This is a genomic window from Nocardia sp. NPDC004860 (assembly GCF_040609015.1).
Lineage (GTDB): Bacteria > Actinomycetota > Actinomycetes > Mycobacteriales > Mycobacteriaceae > Nocardia.
The window spans coordinates 47,966-67,423 of record NZ_JBEXJI010000027.1 but is presented as its reverse complement, the minus strand read 5'-3'; the positions used below and the strand labels follow the sequence as shown (position 1 = coordinate 67,423).

Here is a 19,458-nt window from a genome sequence, read left to right as displayed (position 1 = left end):
GATATGCGACGGGCGCCACACCGGCCCGCGGAAGAGTGCGAGCAAACACCATGGGGCCCGCAGACATCTGTTTGGTGAACGTGCCCAGCTCACGGCTGGTCCGCCTCCCCGAAACTTCAGCGGACGGCAGTGTGGCGTCGGAGTCGCGCACCCGTGCCCGCGGTCAGACCAGTACCCGAATCTTGGACGTACCCGGCGAGTTACCCATGGCGCAGCGAAATCAGTTGTCACGTATCGAACGCCCGAGCGGCCCGGGCCGCGCTCGCACCTAGTGCGCCGCCGAATCCCAGCTGCGGCCCACGCCCACCGAGACCTCGAGCGGCACCGAGAGTTCGATGGCATGGGACATGTGCTCGCGCGCAAGCGATTCCAGTTGCTCGCGCTCGCCGGGAGCGACCTCGAAGACGAGTTCGTCGTGAATCTGCAAGAGCATCCGGGACTTCAGCCCGGCCGCCCGGATCGCCTGCTGGGTGTCGATCATGGCGACCTTGATGATGTCGGCGGCCGTGCCCTGGATCGGGGCGTTCAGGGCCATCCGCTCGGCGGCCTCGCGACGCTGCCGGTTGCTGGAATCCAGATCCGGCAGATAGCGGCGGCGGCCGAAGAGGGTCTCGGTGTAGCCGATCTTGCGGGCCTGCTCGACGGCGTCGCGCAGATAGTCGCGGATGGCGCCGAAACGGTTGAAGTAGATGTCCATCTGGACCTTGGCCTCGTCGGCGCTGATCTTCAACTGCTGGGACAGGCCGTAGGCGGACAGGCCGTAGGCCAGGCCGTACGACATGGCCTTGATGCGGCGGCGCAGTTCCGGTTCCACCTCGGAGATGGGGATGTCGAAGGCCTTGGAGGCGACGAAGTTGTGCAGGTCCTCGCCGGAGTTGAAGGCCTCGATCAGGCCCTCGTCCTTGGAGAGGTGGGCCATGATCCGCATTTCGATCTGGCTGTAGTCGGCGGTCATCAGCGACTCGTAGGCGGTGACACCGCCGGAGCCCGCCCCGGTGCCCACCACGAAGGTGTCGCGGATGCGGCGGCCCATATCGGTGCGGATCGGGATGTTCTGCAGGTTGGGCTCGGTCGAGGAGAGCCGGCCCGTGGCCGCGACCGTCTGATTGAAGGTGGTGTGGATGCGGCCGTCGTCGGCGACCGATTTGAGCAGGCCGTCCACGGTCACCTTCAGCCGGGTGGCGTCGCGGTGCTCGAGCAGGTGCTTCAGGAACGGGTGCTCGGTCTTCTCGTAGAGACCCTCGAGTGCGTCGGCGTCGGTGGTGTAGCCGGTCTTGGTGCGCTTGGTCTTCGGCATATCGAGTTCGTCGAACAGCACCACCTGCAGCTGCTTGGGCGAGCCCAGGTTGATCTGCCTGCCGATCACGCCGTAGGCGTTGTTGGCGGCCTCGGCGACGCGGTCGGCGAACTCGCGCTGCAGCTCCTCCAGCTGGGCCGTGTCGACGGCGATGCCCGCGGCCTCCAGATCGGCCAGCACGCTCAGCAGCGGGAGTTCCATATCGCGCAGCAGGGCGGTGGACTCGATGCGCTCGAGTTCGGTGTCGAAGGCGTCGGCGAGATCGGAAACCGCACGGGCGCGCAGCATCTGGGCATTGGCGACCTCGGCGTCGACCTGCTCCTCGTCGTCGAGCAGCGACAGCTGGCTCTCGCCGGCATTGTCGACGCGCAACTCCCGGCTCAGGTAGCGCAGCGACAGGTCCTCCAGGTTGAAGGTGCGCTGGCCGGGCAGGATCAGGTAGGCGGCCAGCGCGGTGTCGCTGGTGAGCCCGCCCAGCTGCCAGCCGCGGCCGCGCAGCGCGTGCATGGCGGTCTTGGCCTCGTGCAACGCCTTCGGGATCTCGGCGTCGGCGAGCCAGGCGCCCAGCGCCTTCTCGTCCTCCGGGGTGAGGGTGTGCACGTCGATGTAGGCGCCCTCGCCGTCGGCGGCGGCCAGTGCGATGGCCTGGGTGTCGCCGTTGATCGGCGAACCGGTGCCGACCACGGAAACACCGTGCCGCACACCGGTTCCGGCGTGCTCGGCCAGCCAGTCCGCGACCGTACCGGCCGCGAGGGTGCTGCCGCTGATCTCGAAACCGGCCTCGGCCTCCGGCTCCACCGGGGCCAGGGTGTCGAAGAGACGATCGCGCAGGACGCGGAACTCCAGCTCGTCGAACAGGCGGTGGATCTTCTCCCGGTCCCACGGCTGCACGGCCAGCTGCTCCGGGGTGTAGGGCAGCGGCACGTCCTTCACCATCTCGGTGAGCTGACGGTTGAGCACGACGCTGGACAGGTTGGCGCGCAACGCGTCTCCGACCTTGCCCTTGACCTTGTCCACCTGGTCGACCAGCGTGGCCAGATCACCGTATTCGCGCACCCACTTGGCGGCGGTCTTCTCCCCCACGCCCGGGATACCGGGCAGGTTGTCGCTCGGGTCGCCGCGCAGCGCCGCGAAGTCCGGATACTGCTGCGGGGTGAGACCGTACTTCTCCTCCACCGCCGCCGGTGTGAACCGGGTCAGCTCGGAGACGCCCTTCTTCGGGTAGAGGACGGTGACGTTGTCGTTGACCAGCTGCAGCGAATCGCGGTCACCGGTGACGATGAGCACCCGGAAACCCTCGGGCACGGCCTGTGTGGTGAGGGTGGCGATCAGATCGTCCGCCTCGTATCCCTCGATGGCCATCACCGGAATCCCCAGTGCCCCCAGCACTTCCTGGGTGGTCTCCACCTGGCCCCGGAACTCGTCGGGCGTGCTGATCCGGTTCGCCTTGTACTCGGGGAACGCCTCGGTCCGGAAGGTCTTCCGGCTCACGTCGAACGCCGCCGCCACATGCGTGGGCTTCTCGTCCCGCAACAGATTGATCAGCATCGCCGTGAATCCGTACACGGCATTGGTGGTCTGCCCGCTCTGCGTCTTGAAGTTCTCTGCCGGCAGCGCGTAGAACGCGCGATAGGCCAGCGAATGCCCATCCAGCAGCAGCAGGGTCGGCTGCTCCCCGGACGCAGATGCGGGCACAACACCAGGACGCTGATCAGTAGAGGCAGGGGTCACCCGACAGAGTCTAGGTATCCCCTCCGACATCCGTGGGCAGCGGGCATACTCGGCCCGTCGCCGCAGGTCAGCAAAACCGATTTCATCGCGGCCGGGCTACCTGGTAGCGTATGCCCTCGCCAAGGGGTGTAGCTCAATTGGCAGAGCAGCCGTCTCCAAAGCGGCAGGTTGCAGGTTCGATTCCTGTCGCCCCTGCAGAAGGCTTCGGGCCGGTCACCGGAAGGTGACCGGCCCGAATGCTTTTCGGGGCCCGGGCTCAGCCGACGCCGAGGTAGGCGGATTTGACGGCGGGGTCGTGCAGGAGGGCCCGGCCGCCGCCGGTTTTGGTGACCTCGCCGGTTTCCAGGATGTAGGCGCGGTCGCTGCGGGTCAGCGCCTGCTGGGCGTTCTGCTCGACCAGCAGGACCGTGGTGCCCTGGGCGTTGATGTCGGCGATGATGCGGAAGATCTGCTGGATCACCATGGGGGCCAAGCCCATTGACGGCTCGTCCAGCAGCAGCAGCTGGGGGCGGGCCATGAGGGCGCGGCCGATGGCCAGCATCTGCTGCTCGCCGCCGGAGAGGGTGCCGCCCACCTGGCGCCGGCGTTCGAGCAGTCGCGGGAACAGCTCGTAGACCCAGTCCAGTGTGTGGGTGTAGTCGGCCTTGGCCTTGAACGGTCGTGCGTGGCAACCCATGTCGAGGTTTTCCTGGACCGTCATGCCGGGGAAGACACCGCGGCCCTCGGGGGCCTGGATCAGGCCCGCCACGACGCGCTCGTGGGCCTTCATGCGGGTGATGTCGCGGCCCTGGAACATGATGCGGCCGCGGGTGAGCGGCAGCAGGCCGGACAGGGCACGCATGGTGGTGGTCTTGCCCGCGCCATTGGCGCCCAGCAGGGTCACCAGCTCGCCCTGGCCGACCGACAGCGAGATACCGTGCAGGGCTTGGATTCTGCCGTAGTTGACCACCATGTCCTCGACCGTCAGCAGGGGCTGATCGGACGGGGCTCCCGGTGCGTCCGGCACCGGGACGGGCTTGCTCGGGTCCGGAATCGGTTGTGCGCCAGGCTTGCCCGGGTCCACCTCCGCGCCGGCGGCCAGCGGGGCCGCGGCCTGCTCGGCGCCACCGTCCGCGGCCTCCGCCTCGTCGGGCACGCCCAGATACGCGTTGATCACCGCCGGGTCCTGGCGGATCTGGTCCGGCAGCCCGTCGGCGATCTTGCGGCCGAACTCGAGCACCACGATGCGGTCGGTCACGCCCATGACCAGCCGCATGTCGTGCTCGATGAGCAGCACGGTGTAGCCGTCGTCGCGGATCTTGCGGATCAGATCCATCAGCGCCGACTTCTCGCTCGGGTTGAAGCCGGCGGCCGGCTCGTCCAGGCACAGCAGTTTCGGTTCCGTCGCCAGCGCGCGGGCGATCTCCAGGCGGCGCTGATCGCCGTAGGACAGATTGCGCGCCTTCTCCACCGCGTGCGCGGCGATGCCGACGAATTCCAGCAGCGCCATGCCTCTTTCGAGCGAGTCGCGCTCCTCGCTCCGGTGCCGGGCGGTGCGGAAGATGGCGCCCGGGACCGAGGTCCGGTGCCGGGCGTCCGCGCCCACCACGACGTTCTCCAGCGCGGTCATCTCGCCGAAGAGCCGGATGTTCTGGAAGGTGCGCGCGATACCCAGGCGGGTGATCTCGTTGCGCTTGGTCTTGGTGAGCGGCTTGCCGTCGAAGTAGACGGTGCCGCCCGACGGCCGGTACACGCCGGAGATGGCGTTGAAGCAGGTCGTCTTGCCCGCGCCATTGGGTCCGATGAGCCCGAGGATCTCGCCGCGGCGGATCTCGAAGCTCACGGCGTCCAGCGCGGTGAGACCACCGAACTTCACCGTCAGCCCGTCGGTGCGCAGCAGCGGCGCGCCGATCGCGGTCTCGATCTCCCGGTGCGGCGCAACGACTTCCGCGACCACCTCGTGGTCCTTGTAGACCGGTAGCACCTCGGTCACGTCCAGTGTGCCCGCGCTGGGCTCGACCTCCGGCGCCGCGTACCCGGCCGCCATGTCCTCGTTGTCGAAGAGCGCGTCGCCCGGCCCCGTCATTGCCCCGCTCCCGTCGCCTGCGCGGCCACCGGCCGTCGCACCGCCCGATACACCTGCCGCCCGTAGGCGAGCAGTTTCTGCCGAGCCGGGAACAGACCCTGCGGCCGGAAGATCATCACCACCACCAGCGTGAGTCCGAAGAACAGATACTTGTAGTCGCCCAGCGACTGCCCGCCCACATTCACCGACATGAACCGGTTGGGCAGGTACACGATCAGGAACGCGCCGACGATCACGCCGAGCTTGTTGCCCTGGCCGCCCAGCACCACCGCGCACAGGAACAGCATCGAGTTGATGACATTGAATCCGGCCGGGTTGATGAACTGCACCTGGCCCGCGTACAGCGCGCCGGACAGGCCGCCGATGGCCGCGCCGATGGTGAAGGCCCACAGTTTGAACTTGAAGGTGGGCACGCCCATGATCTCGGCGGCGTCCTCGTCCTCGCGGATGGCGACCCAGGCGCGGCCGACACGGCTGCGCTCGAGATTGCCGACCAGCATCAGCACGCCGACCACCAGCACGATGCCGAGCCAATACCACCAGGTGCCGGAGTTGGCCCGGTCCAAGGGATTCCAGCTGCTGGTGTCGCCCAGGTTGCCGGAGGAGAAATAGCCGCCGGGGTGAGCGTCCGACTCCCCAAGCTTCGGATACTGGATCCGCGACAGCCCGAGGCTGCCATTGGTGATCTCGGGCAGATTGTCGGCCAGCAGCCGCACGATCTCACCGAAGCCGAGGGTCACGATGGCGAGGTAGTCGCCACGCAGGCGCAGGGTGGGCGTACCCAGGATGAGCCCGGAGATCGCCGTCAGCAGGATCGCGATCGGCACACACGCCAGCCATGCCCACTTGGGGTCGAGGAAGCCGCCGTTGGTCTGATTCCACGGGCTGTTCGGGCTGGTGAGCAGGCCCACCGAATACGCGCCGACCGCGTAGAAGCCGACATATCCCAGGTCGAGCAGACCCGCCTGTCCCACAACCACATTCAGGCCGATGGCGATGAGGGCGTACATGGCGAACTGCGCCATCACCCCGCCGAAACTGGTGCCGGGGGTGTCCAGCAGCGGCAGCTTGAACAGCGGCAGCACGGCCAGCACGATGACCGCCGGTACGCCGAACGCCCACTGGGCGGGACGGGACAGCCCGCCCCACCAGTTGCGGATGGCGTCGCCGACGCCCCGTCCGGCGGGCGAATGCTGTGGCACGGGGGCCGGTTTCGTCGTCGTCATGCCCGTGCCCTCCCCAGGCTCTCGCCCAGAATGCCGGTCGGGCGAATCATCAGCACGCCGACCAGCACCACGAAGGCCACCACGTCACGCCACTGGGTGCCGAACAGGATCTGCCCGTAATCCTCGGCCAGACCCAGCAGCAGGCCGCCCAGCAGCGCGCCACGCAGGTTGCCGATGCCGCCCAGGACCGCGGCGCTGAACGCCTTGATGCCCAGAATGAATCCGCCGTTGTAGATGATGCCGTTGGGGATCTTGAGCGTGTACAGCAGCGCGGCCGCACCCGCGAGCACGCCGCCGATGAGGAAGGTCAGCATGATGACCCGCTCCCGGGAGACGCCCATGAGCGTGGCGGTATCGGGGTCCTGCGCCACCGCGCGAATGCTGCGGCCGAATTTCGTCTTATTGATGAGCAATTCGGTGGTGAGCGCCAGCGCGATCGCCGCCAGCACGATCACCAGCGAGATATTGGTGACCGAGGCGCCGAAGATCTGGAACTGCTCGGTGGGCTTCACCAGCACGATCGGCTGCTGCGCATTGGTGCCGCCGAGTTTGTTGCCGGTCAGCTTCGGCAGCACGTAGTGCACGAATTCCTGGAGTACGAAGGACATTCCGATCGCGGTGATCAGGAAGATCAGCGGTTTCGCGCCGCGTTTGCGCAGCGGGCGGTACGCGACCCGCTCCAGGCCCACCGCGGCCGCGCCGGAGACCAGCATGCCGAAGACCATGGCGGCGCCGAGATAGATGACGGTCGAGACGACGCCCTGGGAATACACATCGCCACTGGCGGCGAATCCGAAGACCATCAGCCCGACCAGCTGGCCGAACATGCCCAGCATGAAAACTTCCGAATGGGCGAAATTGATCAGGCGCAACACACCGTAGACCAGTGTGTATCCGACCGCGACCAGGGCGTAGATCGAACCGTAGGTCAAACCTTCGACGGTCAGCCGCCAGAATTGGTCGACTACGCCGGAGACATTGAATTCGATGGAACTGCTCGCGAGGAGGGTCACATCGGCCAGAGCGGGTGCAGACATTCGTTACTTTCGCCGTCCGAGGAGAACAGCGTGCGCCGAAAACTATTCGGCACACGCTGTTCCGAATAGTGAGTGCTACTTGACCTGGTACATCCAGATCAAAGCGTTCGCCAATTCACCGGTGGCGCTCCACTTGTATTCGCGTGCCAGGCCCTGGCCGTCGTAGTTGCGCACGAAATCGACCAGATCGGGGCGGGTGACCTTACCGGCCTCGATGCCCTTGAGCACGATGGTGGTCAGGTCGTAGCCCTCGGTCGAATAGGTGCCCGGGTCATAGTTGTTGAACGCCTTGTAGGCGGTGGTGAACTTGTCGGTCGCCGGACCACACGGGCACGACAGCAGCGCGTCCTTGGAGGCATTGCCCGCCTGCTTGACGAATTCGACGTCCTTGGTGCCGTCATCGGAGATGAAGGTCGCGGTCACGCCGCCATTGCGCAGCTGGCTGACCAGCGGGGACGCCTCGGCGTAGTAGCCGGCGTAGAAGATGCCGTCCGGCTTGGCCGAGGCCATCTTGGACACCGTCGCGGAGAAGTCCTTGTCCTTCTGCTTCACATTGGCCGCGCAGCTCGGGTCGGCGATCGAGCCCAGGCCCTCGGTGACGGTTTTGGCCAGGCCGGTGCCGTAGTCGGAGTCGTCGGCGATGACGCAGATCTTCTTGAATTTGCCGGTGCCCTTGAGGTATCCGGCCACGGCCGGACCCTGGATGCCATCGTTGCCCAGGCCGCGGAAGAAGTTGTTCCAGCCGTTGGTGGTGAGGGTGACGTTGGTGGCCGACGGCGTCAGCGACAGCAGATTGGCCTGGTTGAGGATCGCGCCGGTCGCCTTGGTCTCGCCGGAGAAGGTCGGGCCGATCAGGGCCACGATCGACGGATCGCTGACGATGGTCGGGATGACCTGGGTGGCCTTCTGCGGGTCGCCCTCGGTGTCGAATTCCTTGACCGTCACCTGGCAGCCCGGGTTGGCCTTGTTGTGCTGGTCCAGCGCCAGTTTCACGCCGCGGATGATGTTCAGGCCGAGGTTGGCGTTGTCACCGGTCAGCGGGCCGGCCATCGCGATCGTCTGGGGAGCGCATTTCCCCTTGCCGTCGCCGGCCGGATCCGCGGCCGCGCTGGTGTCCTTCGCCGGAACTTCCTTGCCCTGGCCATCCACCTGCACGAGAGGCTGAATGGTCAGATTCGAGCCGCCGCCCGAATTATCCGTTGATTTGCTGCTGCATCCCGCCGACGCCAGAGCGAGTACGGCCGCCGCTCCGATGACCACCGCTCGCGCCGTGCGACTGCGTCGCAGGGACGACGTGCGCGTCAATGAACCAAGCACGATTCACCTCATGTTCTGTGCTCCCCCGGGGTGACCGAGGAGGGCCGCCCCATCGATCGGCCCGTCCAGAACATAGCCCCGCCACGTTAGCTCCGCATCACATTCGAATCATCCATGTGACATCGCAACAAAAGCAGAAGGCCCCGCTGTTACCGCACTGTTAATTTCTCCAGTGCATTAGCGGCAACAGCAGGGCGACGACGCGGCAAATGCGGCTTACTTCGGCGCGAGGTTCTCCAGCACCACTTCCGCGACTGCCTTCATGGTGGTGCGACGATCCATGGCCGTGCGCTGAATCCACTTGAACGCCTGCGGCTCGGACAGCCCCTGGGTCTGCATCAGCACACCCTTGGCACGTTCGACCAGCTTGCGGGTCTCGAGCCGGTCGGTCAGATTCGCGACCTCGCTCTCGAGCGCCGCGATCTCGTGGAATCGCGACGCGGCCAATTCGATGGCCGGCACCAGATCCGACTTGGTGAACGGCTTCACCAGGTACGCCATCGCGCCCGCGTCGCGCGCCCGCTCCACCAGGTCGCGCTGGCTGAAGGCGGTCAGGATGACCACCGGCGCAACGCGTTTCGACGCGATCTCGGCCGCCGCGTCGATGCCGTCCCGACGCGGCATCTTCACGTCCATGATCACCAGATCCGGCCGCAGCTCCTCGGCGAGATCCACGGCCTGCTGACCGTCTCCCGCCTCACCCACCACGTGATAGCCCTCCTCCGAGAGCATCTCCACCAGGTCCATCCGGATGAGCGCCTCGTCCTCGGCAACCACCACCCGCTTGGGGGCGGACGCTGCAGCGTCCTTCTTCGAACCGCCCCCTGCTGTCGTTCCCATAGATGAACCCCTGTCGCTTCCGAATACCGATACCCGATGCCACCTCGCCTTGCGCCACCCTCGCAGGACCAGCACGCATCGAGTCACCCCAAAGAGTACCGTTCACCCGCCCCCACAACCCACGTACCCAGCGCAAACCGACCAGTATCACAACCCGGCAGTCCCCCGACCCCCTCGATTAGTCTCTTCCCCCCTCCACCCGCTATCATTTCTTCCCGGTGCGCCGGGTTGGCGGAACTGGCAGACGCGACGGTCTCAAAAACCGTTGTCCGAAAGGACGTGTGGGTTCGAGTCCCACACTCGGCACCACGGTCGATCCCGACTCCAGGGATCATCTTCCGGCACTCCCCCGATCCGACATGCGGCGGAGTGTCCGTTCGCGGCAAGATTTCGATGATTCGAAGATTGTGCGGCGCAATATCTTCCGCCCGATTCATCTCCACCCGGTCGTCCTGTGGAAGAGGTGCCCGGCATCGGGCCGCCTGCCGCCGCCGATAGCCGGTACCGATGGGAAACATTGAGAGTCAACCGGATTCAGCCCTCCGGGGCGGCGTCGGCATGCTTCTCGTCGTAACGCTGCCGTGCGGCTGCGACCTGTGGCGAGAATTCGATAATCGTGGACAACAGGTCGCCGAGCGAGTCGACGACCGCCTCGCCTGTCGGGGTCAGGCTGTATTCAACGTGAGAAGGAATGGAACGCACCAGCTTCCGATCCACCACGCCGTCACGCTCGAGGACCTTCAAGGTCTGCGACAACCTGCGCTCACTGACGCCGCCCACGGTGCGCTTGAGTTCGTTGTAGCGGAGCGTGCCGTCGCGCAGCGCGACCAGAATGAGTAGCGACCAGGTGTTGGCAATGGTGTCGAAGGCCTCCCGCACGGTGCCCGCACGCGCGAGCACCTCACCGACCGACACTCGACGTCCCGGCCGCCGTTCGTCACCCATCACTCCCACGCTCCTTTCTGCGCATGCAGCCTACACTTTGCGTGTACCCGCAGATCGCATGTACTCTCATTTTGAGAGCGCGATTTCTGCCGAGGAGGTCTACGACATGGGCACCGAGTACAACGACTGGACCGTGGGCGACAGCAACACCGTCACCTTCCATGCCCCCGCCCACGCCGTCTTCGATCTGGTCACACAGGCCCGCTTCTGGCCCGAATGGCACGTCGCCAGCCACGACGTCGGCGGCGTCACCGAACGCCCGTACCGCGTCGACGATGTGATCTACGAACACGGCCGCCTCGAGGACGGCAGCGAACAACATCTCCACTGGCGCGTGGTCGACCAGGACTACGCCAAGTCCTCCCTGATCGTCGACGACAATGTCGGTGCGGGCCTGCAGTACTCGCTCACCGAGGACGGCGACGGCACCACCACGTTCACCCGCCGCACGCTCTACCACCCCGACTCCCCGTTCACCCCCGCCCAGCGCGCCCTCGTCGCCGATGCCAGCGCCGAAAGCGTCCAGGGTCTGCACCGTCACATCACCACTCTCCTGGACAAAGAACACAGCAGCATCCCCGCGGCCTCCACATAATCCACCACCGCGGGCGGCTGTCGCCGAAGGTCCCCCGCGAGCACGCGACCCTCCGGAGGGGCCCGGACTGGCGAGGTTGCGCATTCCACCGTCGCGGGTTGCGTCGATTCTTCGGACCACTCGGGCGTCCGTTCGGCCACGCAGACGACGGACTACGCCCCCAGCAGCGAATGTGCCGCCGAATCCGGCTGAATGGCAACGAATTCGCCGTGTCGCTCAGCGAGCGAGGCGGACCATCGCGAGTTCGCATTCGATGCAATTGATGGCACCTGCAGTAGTCGCCGGAAATTCAACGAAGTTCGCGTAACCGCCGAAGGCCAGTCCCTACATGAGATCACCCGCGGCGTCGGCGCTGGGCCTCGGGGCGGTCCAGGGCGAAGTGAAGGCCACCGAAATCGACTGCGGTACAGGCCGTCCGACATCGCTACGGAACACGCTTTCCCGTGATGACGCACGACCGCATTCCGGGGCGTCGCGAGAAGTGGTGTCCGGCAGGAGGTTCGCGGATGGTCAACCTTGGGTTGACGGGCTAGGGTGGCGGGATGCGCCTTGTGTTTGCCAGCCTCGCGACCGTGGGGCATGCGTATCCGCTGGTGCCGCTGGCGGTGGCGGCTCGGGAAGCGGGGTGCGAGGTGCATTTCGCGGTGGGGGCGGGGATGCACGGGGTGATCGGGCGGCATGGGTTGGGGGCGTTTCGGCCGGGGGATTGTTTTTCCGAGATGTATGCGGAGGATATTGCGGGGGATTTGGAGCGGTTGCGGCCGGATCTGGTGATTCATGAGTGGGGGGTGCCGGGGGCGGCGATCGCGGCGCGGCGGGCGGGGATTCCGGGGGTGTGGCATGGGTTCGGGCGGATGTTTCCGGAGGGGATCGGGCTGGAGATGCCGACCCGGATCGCCGGGGTGGAGGGGGTGCCGCATATCGATATTTGCCCGGTCTCGCTGCAGGACAAGGAATTTCTGAAAGAGGAACGGATCGAGTTGCGGCCGGTTCCCTACCCGGAGACGGGGGAACTCGGCGCGTTGCCGGGCATACCGTCGTCTCGGCCACTGATCTACCTGACGCTGGGCACCGTGTTCGGCACACCGGGACTGCTCACGCAGGTCTTGTCCGGGCTCTCTCGGCTCGACGCCCAGGTCATCGTCGCCGCGGGGCGGCTGGATCCGGACGAGCTCGGTGCGCTGCCGGGCAATGTCAGCGTTCACGGCTGGGTGCCGCAGTCCCGCCTGCTCCCCCACGTCGATCTCGTCGTGCATCACGGGGGCAGCGGTACCACGCTCGGTGCGTTGAATTTCGGAGTGCCGCAACTGGTCCTGCCGCAGGGGGCCGACCAGTTCGCCAACGCGGATGCGCTGCAGGCGGTGGGTGCGGCGATTCAGCTCGGGGCGGGCGAGGTCGACGCGGACACGATCGCCGATCGGGCGGCGCGGTTGCTGCCGCGACGGGGCAATTCTCATCGCGAGGCGGCCGAGGCGGTTGCGGCGGAGATCGCTCGGATGCCCGGGCCGGATGAGGTCGTCGAGCGGCTGCGCGACTACATCGCGGGCCGATAGGGGGGTCAGGCCCGGCTCTGATGGGCAGTACGGGGGATAAATCGGGGCGAACAGTCGGATTTCACTACGGCGGGCCGCCCCGTCGCGCATTATCGGTGTCCGTAGGTCCGAGAGCATGGTGGAGGTTGCATGCGAATCCCGATATCCACGGTGGCGAAAGTGGGGCCGGCCGGGGTCGGCCTGGCGGTGGCGGTTGTGGCGTTGTGCGCCGGGTGCGGGACGGAAACGGGCGGGTCGGCGGTACCGGCCGGGACAGGATCGACGGCGGGAGAGACGACCGTGGCCAAAGCTACGTCTTCGAAAGCATCGAACCAGCCGTCGGACGGACTGCCGGCGGCCTCGAACGGGACCGATCTCGGCGCCTGCTCCAACGGCAATTGCGAGGTCCGGGTCGACGGGCCGACCACGATTCCGGTTCCCGGATTCTCCCGGATCAGCAGTGTCCGGATCGGGCAGATCAGCCCGGGCTCGGTCACCGCGTCGACGACGGTGTTCGGATTACCGGTCTCCGGGTCGACCGGGGTCGGCGGCACCATCTTCCTCAACGGCCTGACCGTGAAGATCGTTGCCGTCCAGGGCAATTCGGCCGTGCTGCGGCTGAGCACCTAGCGGGGCACGCCGGGCCGCATCCACGTTCCGGCCGCGCACCGCACGGCAGACTAGACTTCGCGCAGGACGAGGAAACAGCGTCCTCGAACCGTGAGCACAGCGGCGCCGTAGTCCCGCACAGATCAGCGAAACGTGCGGAGGTCACGAATGCGGGTGAAGAGAATGACCGCGGACCTGTCCGAATATCCGGATCTGGTCGTGATCCTGCTCGGAATGCGGGTGCGCAAGCCGCGTGGAATCCTGCGGCTGCTGGGCGTCGGCCCCAAGCTGTACCGGTCACATCACGACAGGCCGGACGGGCTCCTGTCACACGAGGATGTGGTGTGGTCGCTGTGGCCGCCGCACTGGGGTGCGCGCCAGTACTGGCGGGATCTGGAGAGCCTGGAACGGTGGACGCGATCGGACCCGCACCGGCAGTGGTGGCAGCAATTCCTGCGGGATTCCGGCGGCACCGGATTCTGGCACGAAGCCTATTTCGCCAGGGGCGGAATCGATTCCGTGTACGACGATATGTCCACGGCCACCGGGCTGGCCCGGTTCGCACGAACCGTCCCGGCTCGGGGGCGGTTGTTCTCGACACGCGGCCGGGTCGGCGAGAGGGTCCAGGCCGGAGATCGGGCCGTGCCCGAAATCGCGCCCGTGATAACGGAATCCGCGTTGTACGACACGGCGAACACCAATAACTGTTCGGCTATTGATTTGCCGGACGCGAACGGGCATGCTCACATTCCAGGGGCGTTGACCTGTTGCCGAGCGGACACTCCGGTAAACGAGAACCAACCTCAGGTGAGCGACATTCGACCGCGCGATGAACATCGCGGTTGAAACGTGTGATTCGGTCACGGAACAGTTTCGAAGCGACAACGGCAGGCATAAGTTATCCGCATGCATGTGTTGTTCGTGTGCAGCGGAAATGTTTGCCGATCCGTCATTGCCGAGCGCCTCACCCTGGCGGTGGCCGCTGACCACGGACTACAGGAGCTGTCCGCCGAGAGTGCCGGCGTACGCGCACTGGTCGGATTCCCCGTGGAACCCCTTGCCGCACAGACGATTGTGGGCCTCGGCGGCAATGCCGACAATTTCAAGGCCCGCCGCCTCAAGGCGGAGATGGTGCACCGCGCCGACCTGGTGCTGGCCATGACCGAGAAGATTCGCGACCAGGTGCGCGAACTCGTGCCCGAGGCGCTCCCCCGTACCTTCACGCTGCTCGAGGCGTACCGGATCGCCAAGGTCAGCGGCGCGCGCACCGTGGTCGGACTGCACGCCGCGCGCAACGATCTCGCGTACGTCGGCCGGGAGAACATCTCCGACCCGGTCGGCCTGTCGCCGCAACAGTTTTGCGATGTCGGCGACCGTATCGCCGAGGCGCTGGTGCCGTTGCTGCTCGCCCTGCACGCCCATCAGCATCCGCAGGCCACACTGCGCCCGCGCAGCGCGGCGGACGGGCAGCCGCCGTTGCTGGTGATAGACGGCGGCCGGGGCGAGCAGGGCAGGCGAGCCGCACACCCGCGGCCGGCCGAATACTCCGGGCCGGCAGTCGAACCGACCCGGCACGCGGCGGAATCCGCCGGATAGCAGGCAAATCCGGCAGTCCGGGCCCTGAAGGCCGCGTGTCAATGTACCTTGCTGCCTGCTTGGTCCGGTAAAGGATTACACTCTCGCGCGGGACACCTATCCGTTCCGCCGAACGCCACTGCCGGTGGTTCGACACAAGAACAGGACCAAGGACATGCCGAAGCGAATTTCGGATGTTTCGCTCCATGTTTACGTGACACCTCAGACCCTGCACCGCGTCACCGAGACGGTGTGCAGGGTGGTCGATGAATACGTCGCCGATCGAGATATCTTCGCGTGGCGCTTCACCCTCCCGGTGGAGTGCGACGAACCCACCCACACTGTGCTCGAAACCCAGTGGCGGCTGGACAATCCCGACGTGGACCCGGGCACCCGCCGCACCTACGAGATCGCGCTCAGCCTGGTGGGCGAGGCCCGTCAACTAACCAAGGCGGGCATCGCCAAGCTCGAGCAGCGCCTCGTGCTGGAACTGTCCGCCGACGAGCCGATCCCGTACATCGTGCACGCCCTGCAGCGCGAGAACTTCGAACTCGAAGAGAACCGCGAGTTGATCTAGGCCAACTCTCGGGGGCTCATCTGGAACGCGCGTCGGGCCGCACCCCGTAGGGCACGGCCCGATCATGTACTCCGGGCGACCGCGGGTCAGCGGCGCGCCGGGAAGTGGCGGATCACGCCTTCCTGGACGGTCGTCGCGAGCAGGTCGCCGTTCCGGGCGTAGAAGTGGCCGCGGGCCAGGCCGCGGGAACCCGCCGCCACCGGGGACTCGGTCGCGTAGAGCGACCAGTCGTCGAAGCGGAAGGGCCGGTGGAACCAGATGGAGTGGTTCACCGTGGCCGCGATGATGCGATCCCAGCCCCAGGACAGCCCGTGCGTGGTGATGATGGAGTCCAGCACCGTGGTGTCAGACGAATATGCCAGCGCCGCAACGTGAATCAGCGGGTCGTCGGGTAGCTGCCCGTCGGTGCGCATCCAGACCCGGTTGTGGCCGAGGCTCTCGCCCTTGCTCTTGAGGATCCAGGCCGGGTCGTTGGTGTAGCGCATCTCGATGGGATGCGGTGCGTCGACGAACATCTGGAGCTTGTCCTCCAGACCCGCGAACGACTCCTCCACGCGCGGAAGGTCGTCCGGCCCCGGGACGTCGGGCAGGGGCGCGCCGTGCTCGAGCCCCTTGCCCCAGTCCTGGAAGGCGGCGAGCATGACGAACAGCTCCTGCCCGTCCTGGTACGCCGTCACGGTGCGGTTGGCGATGGAGCGGCCGTCCCGATGCCGATCGACGTGGTATTCGATCGGCTGCTTCGGGTCACCGCCACGAACGAAGTGCGCGTTGACCGCGTGGATCGGACGCTCCGGACCCACCGTCCGTCCCGCGGCGATGATCGCCTGCGAGACCAGCTGGCCGCCGAACGTGCGGCTCCACACCTTCTCGGGATGGTGTCCGAGGAAGATATCGGGGCCGTTCTCCTCCAGATCGAGCAGGCGCAGCAGCTCCCGCAGATCGTCGGACAGACCGGTCCCGTCGGGGTCCGCGACGACGTCCGAAGACGTCTCGTCCAGCGACGCACTCAAATTAGTGGTCCTCCTCGCCGATGCGATGCACGTGGATCAGGTTGGTGGACCCGACAGTACCCGGCGGCGAGCCGGCCACGATGACCACGAGGTCACCCTTCTTGTACCGCCCGATCGAGAGCAACGCGTTGTCCACCTGGTGGATCATCTCGTCGGTCGTGCCCACCGGAGGAACGATGAACGTTTCCACGCCCCACGTCAAGGCGAGCTGACTGCGAATCGCGGCCTGCGGGGTGAAGGCCAGCAGCGGCAGCGGGGTGTGCAGGCGGGCCAGGCGGCGCACCGTGTCACCGGACTGTGTGAAGGCAACCAGCGCTTTGGCATTCAACCGCTCGCCGATGTCGCGGGCGGCGTAGGAGATGACACCGCGCTTGGTCCGCGGCACGTGGGTCAGCGGCGGCACCCGGGTCGAGGACTCGGCTTCCACGGCGTGCACGATGCGGGCCATGGTGCGCACGGCCTCGATCGGGTAGTCGCCGACCGAGGTCTCACCGGAGAGCATGACCGCGTCCGCGCCGTCGAGCACGGCGTTGGCCACGTCGGAGGCCTCGGCGCGGGTCGGGCGGGAGTTGGTGATCATGGACTCCAGCATCTGGGTGGCCACGATGACCGGCTTGGCGTTCTCGCGCGCCATCTGCACCGCGCGCTTCTGCACCAGCGGCACCTGCTCGAGCGGCAGCTCCACGCCGAGGTCGCCACGGGCGACCATGATGGCGTCGAAGGCCAGCACGATGGCTTCCAGATTGTCGATGGCTTCGGGCTTTTCGAGCTTGCCGATGACCGGCACCCGGCGGCCCACGCGATCCATGATGTCGTGCACCAGCTCCACATCGGAGGGCGAGCGCACGAAGGACAGCGCGATGAAGTCCACGCCCAGGTTCAGGGCGAATTCCAGGTCGTCGATGTCCTTTTCGGACAGCGCGGGCACGGACACGTCCATGCCGGGCAGCGAGACGCCCTTGTTGTTGGAGACGGGGCCGCCCTCGGTGACCCGGCAGATGACGTCGTTGTCCTCGACACGCAGCACGGTCAGCCCGACCTTGCCGTCGTCCACGAGCAGCCGGTCGCCGGGCTTGGCGTCCTTGGCGAGGTGTTTGTAGGTGGTGGAAACCCGGTCGTGAGTTCCTACGATGTCGTCGACGGTGATACGGACTTCCTCGCCGGTGTTCCAGACGGTCTTGCCGTCGCCCTCGAACCGGCCCAGCCGGATCTTCGGGCCCTGCAGGTCGGCGAGGATACCGACAGCGCGGCCGGCGGTATCGCTGGCCGCGCGCACCTTCTTGTAGTTCTCGGCATGATCGGAGTGCTCGCCGTGGCTGAAGTTCAGGCGCGCAACGTCCATGCCACTTTCGACGAGCTCACGAATCCGGTCCTCGGATGACACTGCTGGTCCGAGGGTGCACACAATCTTCGTTCGTCGCATCACGCGTTCAACCCTAGACCTGTGACAACCCTCATGCCGACCCCGGCACACACATATACAGATCTCGTAAGCACCCGTTCAGCTATCTCACGATCAACGCGCAACGTGCCGGGCCAGACGGGTTTCCAGTCGAGTCTGACCGAAGCCGAGGACCAGGCATATTACCCAGTAGTAGATTGCCGCGACGCCATAGAGCGCGAAGAAGTCGAAGGTGGGCGCGGCGGCCATTTGCGCGGTGCGCAGCAACTCGGTCACCAGGATGGTGGAAGCGAGCGACGTGTCCTTCACCAGGGAGATGAGGGTGTTGGACAGCGGGGGCACCGCGATGCGGGAGGCCTGCGGCAGGATGACCAGCCGCAGCGCCTGCGCATAGTTCATGCCGACCGAGTAGGACGCCTCCCACTGGCCCTGGGCCACCGAAAGGATCGCGGCCCGAATGATTTCCGCCGCATAGCCGCCGACATTCAGGCTGAAGGCGATGATGGCCGCCGGAAACGGCTCCAGCACGATATTGAAGGCGGGCAGGCCGAAGAAGATGATGAACAGCTGCACCAGCAGCGGCGTGCCGCGAATGATCGAGATGTAGAAGCGCGCGGCGGCGTGCAGCGGCCACACGCTCGACATCCGGGCCAGCGCCACGAACAGCGCTATCGCCAGGCCGATCACGAAGCTGATGGCGGTCAGCGGCAGCGTCTTGGTGACCGTGGCCTCCAGCATGGGCCAGAGGTTGTGCCGCACCAGCGCCCAGGTGGCGTCGTCCATCGTCGAATTGCCCTGTGCCGCTTACTTGCTGACGTCGGTGCCGAAGTACTTGTCGGAGATCTTGGCGAGCGTTCCGTCGGCGCGCAGTTCGTCGAGCGCCTTGTTGACCTGATCGGTCAGCGCCTGCGAGTCCTTGCGGGCGGCGAAAGCCTGCTTGGAGACCTCACCGGTCTTGCCGACGACCTGGATGGTGCCGGTGCCCTGCTGCTTGGTGTAGGCGTTCACCGCCAGGGTGTCGTTGACGGTGGCGTCGGCGCGGCCGGTCTTGAGCAGCTGCACCGCCTCCACGAAGCCGGGGATGGCCTCGACCTTGCAGCCGGCGCCCTTGGCGGTGTCGGCCCAGTTGGAGGTCTCGGACTGGGCGCAGGTCTTGCCGTTCAGATCGGCCAGGGCGTGGACGCCGTCATTGCCGGTCTTGGTGACGATGACGCCCTCGGAGACGGTGTAGGGCTGGGAGAGCGAATACTTTTGCTCGCGTTCGGGTTTGATGGTGACCTGGTTGGCGATGAGGTCCACGCGCTTGGATTCCAGGGCGGCGAACAGCGAGTCCCAGGGGGCGGTGGTGAATTCCACCTTCTTGCCGATCTTGTCGCCGACGGCTTTGATGACGTCGACGTCGTAGCCGGTGAGGGCGCCGTTGTCCTGGTAGGTGAACGGGGAGTAGTTGCCCTCGGTGCCGACTTTGAGCGTGTTCGCGTCGTCCTTGCTCGAGCCGCATGCGACGAGCCCTGCGGTGGCGACAACGGCGAGCATGACGGCGGCGAGCTTACGGCGCACGACGGGGACCTCTCCTCGGGCGTGGCTGACCACGCGACAAACAACCGACAAAGGGTACGCCGCGGACCGACCGGGCGGCACGGCAACCATCATGATGCGCGAAACACTGGCGCGAACTGGCGCCCGATGATATGCGCGAA

General features: G+C 66.4%; 17 protein-coding genes, 2 tRNA genes and 1 pseudogene. 8 read left to right on the top strand and 12 right to left on the bottom strand.

The window, feature by feature from the left end; all coding sequences use genetic code 11:
* Nucleotides 1-268: 268 nt before the first annotated feature.
* On the bottom strand, nt 269-3,058 hold the full coding sequence (gene polA / locus ABZV44_RS35060; RefSeq protein WP_354846092.1) for a DNA polymerase I: 2,790 nt from the start codon (nt 3,056-3,058) through the stop codon (nt 269-271).
* Between the two features lie 92 nt (nt 3,059-3,150).
* On the opposite strand from polA, the gene ABZV44_RS35055 reads away from it, so the two are divergent.
* Nucleotides 3,151-3,223: transfer RNA gene (locus tag ABZV44_RS35055), tRNA-Trp, on the top strand.
* A 61-nt stretch (nt 3,224-3,284) separates the two neighbouring features.
* On the opposite strand, the gene ABZV44_RS35050 is transcribed toward ABZV44_RS35055, so the two are convergent.
* The 6 genes and pseudogenes from ABZV44_RS35050 to ABZV44_RS35025 form a co-directional block, all read right to left on the bottom strand.
* On the bottom strand, nt 3,285-3,980 hold the full coding sequence (locus ABZV44_RS35050; RefSeq protein WP_354846229.1) for an ABC transporter ATP-binding protein: 696 nt from the start codon (nt 3,978-3,980) through the stop codon (nt 3,285-3,287).
* 162 nt (nt 3,981-4,142) lie between these two features.
* A pseudogene (locus ABZV44_RS35045) lies at nt 4,143-5,093 on the bottom strand (ABC transporter ATP-binding protein); the annotation flags it as partial.
* Nucleotides 5,090-6,319 carry a branched-chain amino acid ABC transporter permease gene (locus ABZV44_RS35040; protein WP_354846090.1) on the bottom strand — a complete coding sequence of 410 codons (1,230 nt, stop codon included), beginning with the start codon at nt 6,317-6,319 and terminating at the stop codon, nt 5,090-5,092. The pseudogene ABZV44_RS35045 and the gene ABZV44_RS35040, both read right to left, overlap by 4 nt.
* Entirely contained in the window at nt 6,316-7,356 is a 1,041-nt protein-coding gene (locus ABZV44_RS35035; RefSeq protein WP_354846087.1) for a branched-chain amino acid ABC transporter permease, read from the bottom strand. Before ABZV44_RS35035 ends, ABZV44_RS35040 begins: the two co-directional genes overlap by 4 nt.
* A gap of 75 nt (nt 7,357-7,431) precedes the next feature.
* A complete protein-coding gene (locus ABZV44_RS35030) occupies nt 7,432-8,586 on the bottom strand; it encodes a branched-chain amino acid ABC transporter substrate-binding protein (RefSeq protein ID WP_354846226.1) in 1,155 nt (384 codons plus the stop codon).
* A 303-nt stretch (nt 8,587-8,889) separates the two neighbouring features.
* Nucleotides 8,890-9,513 (bottom strand): ANTAR domain-containing response regulator, encoded by a 624-nt coding sequence (locus ABZV44_RS35025; protein ID WP_213560578.1) that lies wholly within the window; start codon nt 9,511-9,513, stop codon nt 8,890-8,892.
* Between the two features lie 222 nt (nt 9,514-9,735).
* On the opposite strand from ABZV44_RS35025, the gene ABZV44_RS35020 reads away from it, so the two are divergent.
* Nucleotides 9,736-9,822: transfer RNA gene (locus ABZV44_RS35020), tRNA-Leu, on the top strand.
* A gap of 225 nt (nt 9,823-10,047) precedes the next feature.
* Here the strand turns inward: ABZV44_RS35020 and ABZV44_RS35015 are convergent.
* Nucleotides 10,048-10,458, bottom strand: a complete 411-nt coding sequence (locus ABZV44_RS35015) for a helix-turn-helix domain-containing protein (protein ID WP_354846084.1) — start codon at nt 10,456-10,458, stop codon at nt 10,048-10,050.
* Nucleotides 10,459-10,516: 58 nt separating this feature from the next.
* On the opposite strand from ABZV44_RS35015, the gene ABZV44_RS35010 reads away from it, so the two are divergent.
* The 6 genes from ABZV44_RS35010 to ABZV44_RS34985 all read left to right on the top strand — a co-directional run bounded on the left by ABZV44_RS35010 (nt 10,517) and on the right by ABZV44_RS34985 (nt 15,346).
* The gene (locus ABZV44_RS35010) at nt 10,517-11,053 is read left to right on the top strand and encodes an SRPBCC family protein (RefSeq protein ID WP_354846082.1); all 537 of its coding nucleotides are present in this window, start codon (nt 10,517-10,519) and stop codon (nt 11,051-11,053) included.
* Between the two features lie 551 nt (nt 11,054-11,604).
* Nucleotides 11,605-12,606 (top strand): glycosyltransferase, encoded by a 1,002-nt coding sequence (locus ABZV44_RS35005; RefSeq protein ID WP_354846080.1) that lies wholly within the window; start codon nt 11,605-11,607, stop codon nt 12,604-12,606.
* Nucleotides 12,607-12,735: 129 nt separating this feature from the next.
* The gene (locus ABZV44_RS35000; protein ID WP_354846078.1) at nt 12,736-13,215 is read left to right on the top strand and encodes a hypothetical protein; all 480 of its coding nucleotides are present in this window, start codon (nt 12,736-12,738) and stop codon (nt 13,213-13,215) included.
* 147 nt (nt 13,216-13,362) lie between these two features.
* Nucleotides 13,363-14,040 carry a phenylacetaldoxime dehydratase family protein gene (locus ABZV44_RS34995; RefSeq protein WP_354846075.1) on the top strand — a complete coding sequence of 226 codons (678 nt, stop codon included), beginning with the start codon at nt 13,363-13,365 and terminating at the stop codon, nt 14,038-14,040.
* Nucleotides 14,041-14,100: 60 nt separating this feature from the next.
* Nucleotides 14,101-14,790, top strand: a complete 690-nt coding sequence (locus ABZV44_RS34990) for a low molecular weight phosphatase family protein (RefSeq protein WP_354846072.1) — start codon at nt 14,101-14,103, stop codon at nt 14,788-14,790.
* A gap of 193 nt (nt 14,791-14,983) precedes the next feature.
* Nucleotides 14,984-15,346 carry a hypothetical protein gene (locus ABZV44_RS34985; protein WP_354846069.1) on the top strand — a complete coding sequence of 121 codons (363 nt, stop codon included), beginning with the start codon at nt 14,984-14,986 and terminating at the stop codon, nt 15,344-15,346.
* Nucleotides 15,347-15,432: 86 nt separating this feature from the next.
* Here ABZV44_RS34985 and ABZV44_RS34980 read toward each other — a convergent pair whose 3' ends face one another.
* The 4 genes from ABZV44_RS34980 to ABZV44_RS34965 form a co-directional block, all read right to left on the bottom strand.
* Nucleotides 15,433-16,296 carry an acyl-CoA thioesterase II gene (locus ABZV44_RS34980; protein WP_354846223.1) on the bottom strand — a complete coding sequence of 288 codons (864 nt, stop codon included), beginning with the start codon at nt 16,294-16,296 and terminating at the stop codon, nt 15,433-15,435.
* 61 nt (nt 16,297-16,357) lie between these two features.
* The gene (gene pyk / locus ABZV44_RS34975; protein WP_354846067.1) at nt 16,358-17,782 is read right to left on the bottom strand and encodes a pyruvate kinase; all 1,425 of its coding nucleotides are present in this window, start codon (nt 17,780-17,782) and stop codon (nt 16,358-16,360) included.
* A gap of 90 nt (nt 17,783-17,872) precedes the next feature.
* The gene (locus ABZV44_RS34970; RefSeq protein WP_354846064.1) at nt 17,873-18,541 is read right to left on the bottom strand and encodes an amino acid ABC transporter permease; all 669 of its coding nucleotides are present in this window, start codon (nt 18,539-18,541) and stop codon (nt 17,873-17,875) included.
* Between the two features lie 21 nt (nt 18,542-18,562).
* Nucleotides 18,563-19,318 (bottom strand): transporter substrate-binding domain-containing protein, encoded by a 756-nt coding sequence (locus ABZV44_RS34965; RefSeq protein WP_354846061.1) that lies wholly within the window; start codon nt 19,316-19,318, stop codon nt 18,563-18,565.
* Nucleotides 19,319-19,458 lie beyond the last annotated feature (140 nt).

Excerpts from the sequence above, each read along its gene's own strand:
- polA (WP_354846092.1), bottom strand. The coding sequence starts at position 3,058 with ATGTCGGAGGGGATACCTAGACTCTGTCGGGTGACCCCTGCCTCTACT.
- ABZV44_RS35050 (WP_354846229.1), bottom strand. The coding sequence starts at position 3,980 with ATGGTGGTCAACTACGGCAGAATCCAAGCCCTGCACGGTATCTCGCTG.
- ABZV44_RS35040 (WP_354846090.1), bottom strand. The coding sequence starts at position 6,319 with ATGACGACGACGAAACCGGCCCCCGTGCCACAGCATTCGCCCGCCGGA.
- ABZV44_RS35035 (WP_354846087.1), bottom strand. The coding sequence starts at position 7,356 with ATGTCTGCACCCGCTCTGGCCGATGTGACCCTCCTCGCGAGCAGTTCC.
- ABZV44_RS35025 (WP_213560578.1), bottom strand. The coding sequence starts at position 9,513 with ATGGGAACGACAGCAGGGGGCGGTTCGAAGAAGGACGCTGCAGCGTCC.
- ABZV44_RS35015 (WP_354846084.1), bottom strand. The coding sequence starts at position 10,458 with ATGGGTGACGAACGGCGGCCGGGACGTCGAGTGTCGGTCGGTGAGGTG.
- ABZV44_RS35010 (WP_354846082.1), top strand. The coding sequence starts at position 10,517 with ATGTACTCTCATTTTGAGAGCGCGATTTCTGCCGAGGAGGTCTACGAC.
- ABZV44_RS35000 (WP_354846078.1), top strand. The coding sequence starts at position 12,736 with ATGCGAATCCCGATATCCACGGTGGCGAAAGTGGGGCCGGCCGGGGTC.
- ABZV44_RS34995 (WP_354846075.1), top strand. The coding sequence starts at position 13,363 with ATGCGGGTGAAGAGAATGACCGCGGACCTGTCCGAATATCCGGATCTG.
- ABZV44_RS34990 (WP_354846072.1), top strand. The coding sequence starts at position 14,101 with ATGCATGTGTTGTTCGTGTGCAGCGGAAATGTTTGCCGATCCGTCATT.
- ABZV44_RS34970 (WP_354846064.1), bottom strand. The coding sequence starts at position 18,541 with ATGGACGACGCCACCTGGGCGCTGGTGCGGCACAACCTCTGGCCCATG.